This is a genomic window from Bacillus sp. LR_5 (assembly GCF_042709275.1).
Genome location: NZ_JAVAXX010000366.1, coordinates 1 through 5,358, shown reverse-complemented (window position 1 = coordinate 5,358; position 5,358 = coordinate 1). Strand labels below are relative to the sequence as shown.

The window sequence follows — 5,358 nt, the reverse complement described above, 5'->3', positions numbered from 1 at the left end:
AACATTTCGCAAACATCCGTCGATTTCTTTTGATTATTCTAATTTTTTATCAAAAAACTGAATTTTTGTGATAGGATAATTGTATTATTTTATACATTAACGTGGAAAACAGGGAGAGATCATGATGGAACGTACAACGAATTTTAACGCAGGTCCTGCAGCGCTGCCATTGGAAGTTCTGCAAAAAGCACAGAAAGAATTTATTGATTTTAACGAATCCGGCATGTCAGTTATGGAGCTTTCCCACCGCAGCAAAGAGTATGAAGCGGTGCACCAAAAAGCGAAAAGCCTTTTAATTGAACTGATGGGCATCCCGGAAGATTACGATATTTTGTTTCTTCAAGGCGGGGCAAGCCTTCAATTCTCAATGCTTCCAATGAACTTTTTAACACCTGAAAAAACCGCGCATTTTGTGATGACTGGGGCTTGGTCCGAAAAAGCCCTCGCTGAAGCAAAGCTGTTCGGGAACACCTCTGTAACAGCTACAAGTGAAGGAGATCATTACAGCTACATTCCGGAGATTGATCTTACGGATGTAAAAGACAGCGCGTATTTACATATCACGTCCAACAATACGATTTTCGGCACACAGTGGCAGGAATTCCCGAATTCCCCTATTCCACTCGTCGCTGACATGTCCAGCGATATTTTAAGCAGAAAAATTGATGTGTCCAAGTTTGACGTGATCTACGGAGGCGCTCAAAAGAACCTCGGCCCTTCCGGCGTGACAGTTGTCATCATGAAAAAAACTTGGCTGCAGAATGAAAATGCGAACGTTCCAAAAATCCTGAAATATTCAACGCATGTCAAAGCGGACTCACTCTACAACACTCCGCCGACATTTGCGATTTATATGCTGAGCCTTGTTCTGGAATGGCTGAAGGAAAACGGCGGTGTGGAAGCTGCTGAACAGCGCAATGAGCAAAAAGCACAAGTGCTTTACAGCTGTATTGATGAAAGCAACGGATTCTATAAAGGGCATGCCAGAAAGGACAGCCGCTCACGTATGAACGTTACCTTCACGCTTCGTGATGACGAATTAACGAAAACATTCGTTCAGGAAGCAAAAGAAGCAAAAATGGTCGGGCTTGGCGGACACCGTTCAGTAGGAGGCTGCCGCGCTTCTATTTATAACGCGGTGTCTCTCGAAGACTGTGAAAAATTAGCTGCGTTCATGAAGAAATTCCAGCAAGAAAATGAGTAAAAAGTCTGGCTATGCAAACGATCCGTTTGGTATACTGTTTGCATATCATATTCTTTAAGCCTTCGCAATAAATGACGAGCATATTATTGGAGGGCAAAAAGCTTAGCAGAGGAGAGCATAGATATGAAAACAAAAGAGTTAGTCATTATGGCTCTGTTTGCCGCAATCGGCGCAGCGCTTCATTCCATTATTCCGCCCTTTTTAGGCGGCATGAAACCAGATATGATGCTGATCATGATGTTCATGGGCATCCTTCTGTTCCCGCGGGTGCAAAACGTACTCGTCATCGGGATTGTGACCGGAATCATCTCCGCGCTTACAACCGCATTTCCAGCCGGACAGATTCCTAACATCATCGATAAACCCGTGTCCGCGTTTCTGTTCTTCATCCTGTTCCTCTTGTTCAGAAAGAGCCAGAAAACAGGTGCAGCCGCTGTGCTGACAGCAATCGGGACCATCTTATCGGGAATTGTATTTTTATCGTCAGCTTTATTGATCATCGGTTTGCCTGGCGGTTTTGCCGCACTGTTCGCAGCAGTTGTTCTGCCGGCAACTGTGCTGAATACGATTGCAATGATCATTATTTATCCAATTGTCCAAACCATTTTAAGACGATCGAGCTTTATGGAAGCTGCTAAATAATTGTCACACAAAACCTCTTCCGCTTCCGGGAGAGGTTTTTTTTCGAACAGAGAGCCCGCAGCATGTCAGCATGTTTTAAGCGAAGAGTTTTGTGAAAAAGATAAGACATAGTGTAAAGGCGGTTCCGGTTGAACAAACAAGCGCTTTCTGCCGGATGACCTTTTTGGGCGGATAAGAAGCAGCCTGGCTGAGAAGTCTGATATAGTAAACAGCGCCTGAAGCGAAGGCAAGGGTGATGCAGGATAACACAATCATAAAGACAGACAACCTTCTCCCTCCTTTTCACTTAAAAAATATGCTAAAATAAAGCAAGCTATGTATAGAAGTTCAGGCTTTCAACAAAAATGAAAAATGCTGAATGAATCCTATTTTCAAGAAAAAGACGGGGTGATTGTAATGGCGGACGGACGTTCTCTATTAACAGGACTATTCGTAGGCGGCATCATCGGAGGAGCAGCAGTTCTTCTTTCTGCACCTTCCTCAGGAAAGCAGCTGCGTGAAAAAATGAAAACCAATTATGATTCTTTCGAAGAAACGATCAAACGCTTAAAATCAGACGGGCTTGCATTAAAAGACCAGCTGATCAAAGCGGCAAAAGAAAGTACAGATGTCATTAAAGACGTGAGCGGCGAGCTCCAAACGTCCATTAAAAAATGGCAGGAAGAGATCAAGCCTCACCAGCAGGATCTGCAAAAAGAAATCGCTGATATTGAAGAGAAAATCAGACAGCTGGAGAAAACCTTACAAAACTAATATCCTATTCTAAAGAAAAAAATGCGGGCCAAAATTAGACCTGCATTTTTTTTTGCCGAAAAAGCCTCTCACCGCAATGGATTGTGAATTTATTAAAAAATTCTTACATTTTCATCTTTATTAATCTTTATTTTATTGGCATAATAGAGAAAAAGAAAAAGAGAAGCAGGTGACGTAATGAATCGAGTGGAACCGCCCTATGATGTGAAAGAGGCTCTGGTCTTCACCCAGAAAATGGCTCAGCTTAGCAAGGCTCTTTGGAAATCGATCGAGAAGGATTGGCAGCAATGGCTCAAACCGTATGACCTGAATATTAATGAGCATCATATTTTATGGATTGCGTATCAATTGAATGGAGCTTCCATTTCTGAAATCGCGAAATTCGGGGTCATGCACGTATCAACCGCATTCAACTTTTCAAAAAAGCTGGAAGAACGAGGATATTTAAGATTCTCCAAACGGCTGAATGATAAACGGAACACATACGTCCAATTGACTGAGGAAGGCACTGAGGTATTCTGGAGCTTGCTTGAGGAATTTGATCCGACACGCAACGCGGTTTTTAAAGGGTCACAGCCTCTGTATCATTTATTCGGAAAATTCCCTGAAGTGGCTGAAATGATGTGTATGATACGCCATATCTACGGCGATGATTTTATGGAAATTTTCGAAACGTCACTCACCAATATTGACAATGACTTTGAAAGCGCAAACGGAAAACTGAAGAAAAAAGCAAAGGACAGTGCGGCGGATGAACCGGCAGAAGAGCTCGAACCTGTAAACAGTTAATCAAAGTGCTTCATGATATCAATAAAGACTTCCATCAGCTCTTGATAAAGCCCCTGCTCATACAGGGCAAAAATCGTTTCATGAACATCTAACTTTTCATTCAGCTGTCCGGCAAAAAGCGCAAGGAGCTTATCGAAGGTTACAAATCCTTGCGCTTTTTGTGCTGCCAGCTCTTCCGACAATTCATCGCATATCCTCATAACCTCTTCCCCCTCTTCCCTGCTCAGCCCTTTATCAATGAGAAGCGCATAGAAGGGGTACCTGTCCATATCTACTGTTTTCACTAATAATTGTATGTAATATTCTAATCGCTTAATGCGATGATCCATCGAATCCATCCACACCACTTCTTTCTATCTTTAATCTTATTTTAGCTGATAATTCACTGAGAAGAAAGTTCTAACCCCATATTTCGCAGTTTGTTTGCTTGTTTCAAAAAAATACCTGCCGGATGATATTTTTTCTTAAAAAAGCATTGATTTTTTCTCTTGGGAGGAGTAAATTATTTTGAGATTCTATTCAAGATGTATGGAAGGATGACTTTGATGAATTGCTGGAAGACCATAAATCTCATGAAGGATTATGGTGCCGTTCGCATAATATTAACTGCTGTATGTTTTATGATTTTGGTTTTTATATCTACCTTTTTAGCATTTGAGCTGCTGCGGCCTGGCACAAGCTTAAGCGATGAATATGTACCTTTATTCGGCGGTTTGCTCGTCGTTATTCTATTTGTACATAAAGTCATCCATGTCCTGCCAATCATCTGCAAAAAAAGAAAAATAGAAAAAAAGTTTTATATACTACGCATGCGCACATGGAAACGAATACCAAAAACAACAATGCTGATTTCACTCGTAAGCCCGTTCTTGCTGATTACGCCTGTACTGTTTTACGCCGCGCTGGCTTTTCCGAATCACGCCCATTATTTCTGCATGATTTCGGGCATTCATGCCGGCTACTGTCTGCCTGACTTCTTGCTGGCTCTCAAGCTGATAAAAGCGCCGAAATCCGCTTTCATTGATCAGGAAGCAGACGGCTTGGATATTCTTGTTGAAAAGTAGCCAATCCTTGGCGCTAGTGGCGATTTTTCAATTTGCATTCTATCTTTTTTAATAAATATTTGGTAATGTAATATGGGACAGTTCAGAGAGAGGGGGAATCTCCCATCATTTTATTCTATTTTATCGTGGCTGCCGTGTTTATTTTATATTTCATAAACAGGCTCACCAATACATTATGCCTTGTCAGAGAGATTCCTGAAGAGCGGCAAGATAAGGTATTCCGATTTATTAACGTATCTATATTAATTTTACTGATCTCTTCGTTTGTGGAGATCTCCTTTACAGTGTAAATACGAAAGAAAGCATAGCTGCTGATTCAGCAGCTATGCTTTTTTATTTTGATTAGTACAGCCAAGAAGCGCCGATGATAATCAATAAAATAAATAACACAACCAATAAAGCGAATCCGCCTGCAAATACTTCACCCATCTTAAAAAGCACCTCCTGTAAAAAGCTTTATTTACCAATTACATCTTATGCAATTCATGTTTGAAACGATTAGGCGCTAGTGAAAATAAAGGATCGCTTATCTTGCAAGCGATCCCCGGGCTGCTTAGTAGATGTAAGCTGCACCTACGATGATAAGCAAAATGAACAGTACTACAAGCAGCGCGAATCCGTTAGAGTATCCTCCGCTCATGTTACATACCTCCTTTTCTTGATCAATATATAAGTATGCCATCAGCAAAAGTTTGACTAGACGAATGCCCTTTATTTAAAATCTTTTTACAGAAAGCCACAATATGTTATGATACGCATAGGTAATTTAATTTGGAATGATTAGGAGTGTTTGAAAACAATGAAGAAAATCGCAATAGCAGCTATCACTGCTACAAGCATCCTCGCTCTCAGTGCTTGCAGCAGCGGCGACAAAGAAGTCATCGCAAAAACAGACGCAGGCGATGT

At 41.3% G+C, this 5,358-nt stretch carries 10 protein-coding genes and 1 pseudogene; 7 read left to right on the top strand and 4 right to left on the bottom strand.

Annotation, left to right across the window (positions count from 1 at the left end; all coding sequences use genetic code 11):
* The first annotated feature begins 124 nt into the window (after positions 1-124).
* Both serC and trpP read left to right on the top strand, forming a co-directional pair.
* Entirely contained in the window at positions 125-1,204 is a 1,080-nt protein-coding gene (gene serC / locus RAC86_RS34840) for a 3-phosphoserine/phosphohydroxythreonine transaminase (RefSeq protein ID WP_072566024.1), read from the top strand.
* Positions 1,205-1,327: 123 nt separating this feature from the next.
* Positions 1,328-1,846: a tryptophan transporter TrpP gene (gene trpP / locus RAC86_RS34835; protein ID WP_072566023.1), complete on the top strand. Its 519-nt coding sequence runs from the start codon at positions 1,328-1,330 to the stop codon at positions 1,844-1,846.
* A gap of 75 nt (positions 1,847-1,921) precedes the next feature.
* On the opposite strand, the gene yhzF is transcribed toward trpP, so the two are convergent.
* On the bottom strand, positions 1,922-2,113 hold the full coding sequence (gene yhzF / locus RAC86_RS34830; RefSeq protein ID WP_003239499.1) for a membrane protein YhzF: 192 nt from the start codon (positions 2,111-2,113) through the stop codon (positions 1,922-1,924).
* 129 nt (positions 2,114-2,242) lie between these two features.
* Between yhzF and RAC86_RS34825 the strand changes: the two genes are divergently transcribed.
* Both RAC86_RS34825 and RAC86_RS34820 read left to right on the top strand, forming a co-directional pair.
* Complete coding sequence (locus tag RAC86_RS34825; protein WP_003224279.1) at positions 2,243-2,599, top strand: YtxH domain-containing protein; 357 nt, start codon at positions 2,243-2,245, stop codon at positions 2,597-2,599.
* A gap of 177 nt (positions 2,600-2,776) precedes the next feature.
* The gene (locus RAC86_RS34820) at positions 2,777-3,388 is read left to right on the top strand and encodes an HTH-type transcriptional regulator Hpr (protein WP_014113235.1); all 612 of its coding nucleotides are present in this window, start codon (positions 2,777-2,779) and stop codon (positions 3,386-3,388) included.
* On the opposite strand, the gene RAC86_RS34815 is transcribed toward RAC86_RS34820, so the two are convergent.
* On the bottom strand, positions 3,385-3,726 hold the full coding sequence (locus tag RAC86_RS34815) for a YhaI family protein (RefSeq protein ID WP_014113234.1): 342 nt from the start codon (positions 3,724-3,726) through the stop codon (positions 3,385-3,387). The genes RAC86_RS34820 and RAC86_RS34815 overlap by 4 nt on opposite strands.
* Before the next feature lie 207 nt (positions 3,727-3,933).
* Between RAC86_RS34815 and RAC86_RS34810 the strand changes: the two genes are divergently transcribed.
* Positions 3,934-4,452, top strand: coding sequence for a DUF3267 domain-containing protein (locus RAC86_RS34810; protein WP_072566022.1), 519 nt, complete (start codon positions 3,934-3,936; stop codon positions 4,450-4,452).
* A 107-nt stretch (positions 4,453-4,559) separates the two neighbouring features.
* Complete coding sequence (locus tag RAC86_RS34805) at positions 4,560-4,742, top strand: hypothetical protein (RefSeq protein WP_024571667.1); 183 nt, start codon at positions 4,560-4,562, stop codon at positions 4,740-4,742.
* A gap of 52 nt (positions 4,743-4,794) precedes the next feature.
* On the opposite strand, the gene yhzE2 is transcribed toward RAC86_RS34805, so the two are convergent.
* A complete protein-coding gene (yhzE2, locus tag RAC86_RS34800) occupies positions 4,795-4,881 on the bottom strand; it encodes a sporulation protein YhzE2 (protein WP_003155248.1) in 87 nt (28 codons plus the stop codon).
* A gap of 124 nt (positions 4,882-5,005) precedes the next feature.
* A complete protein-coding gene (gene yhzE1, locus RAC86_RS34795) occupies positions 5,006-5,092 on the bottom strand; it encodes a sporulation protein YhzE1 (protein WP_003327753.1) in 87 nt (28 codons plus the stop codon).
* A 159-nt stretch (positions 5,093-5,251) separates the two neighbouring features.
* Here yhzE1 and prsA point away from each other — a divergent pair.
* A pseudogene (prsA, locus tag RAC86_RS34790) lies at positions 5,252-5,358 on the top strand (peptidylprolyl isomerase PrsA); the annotation flags it as partial.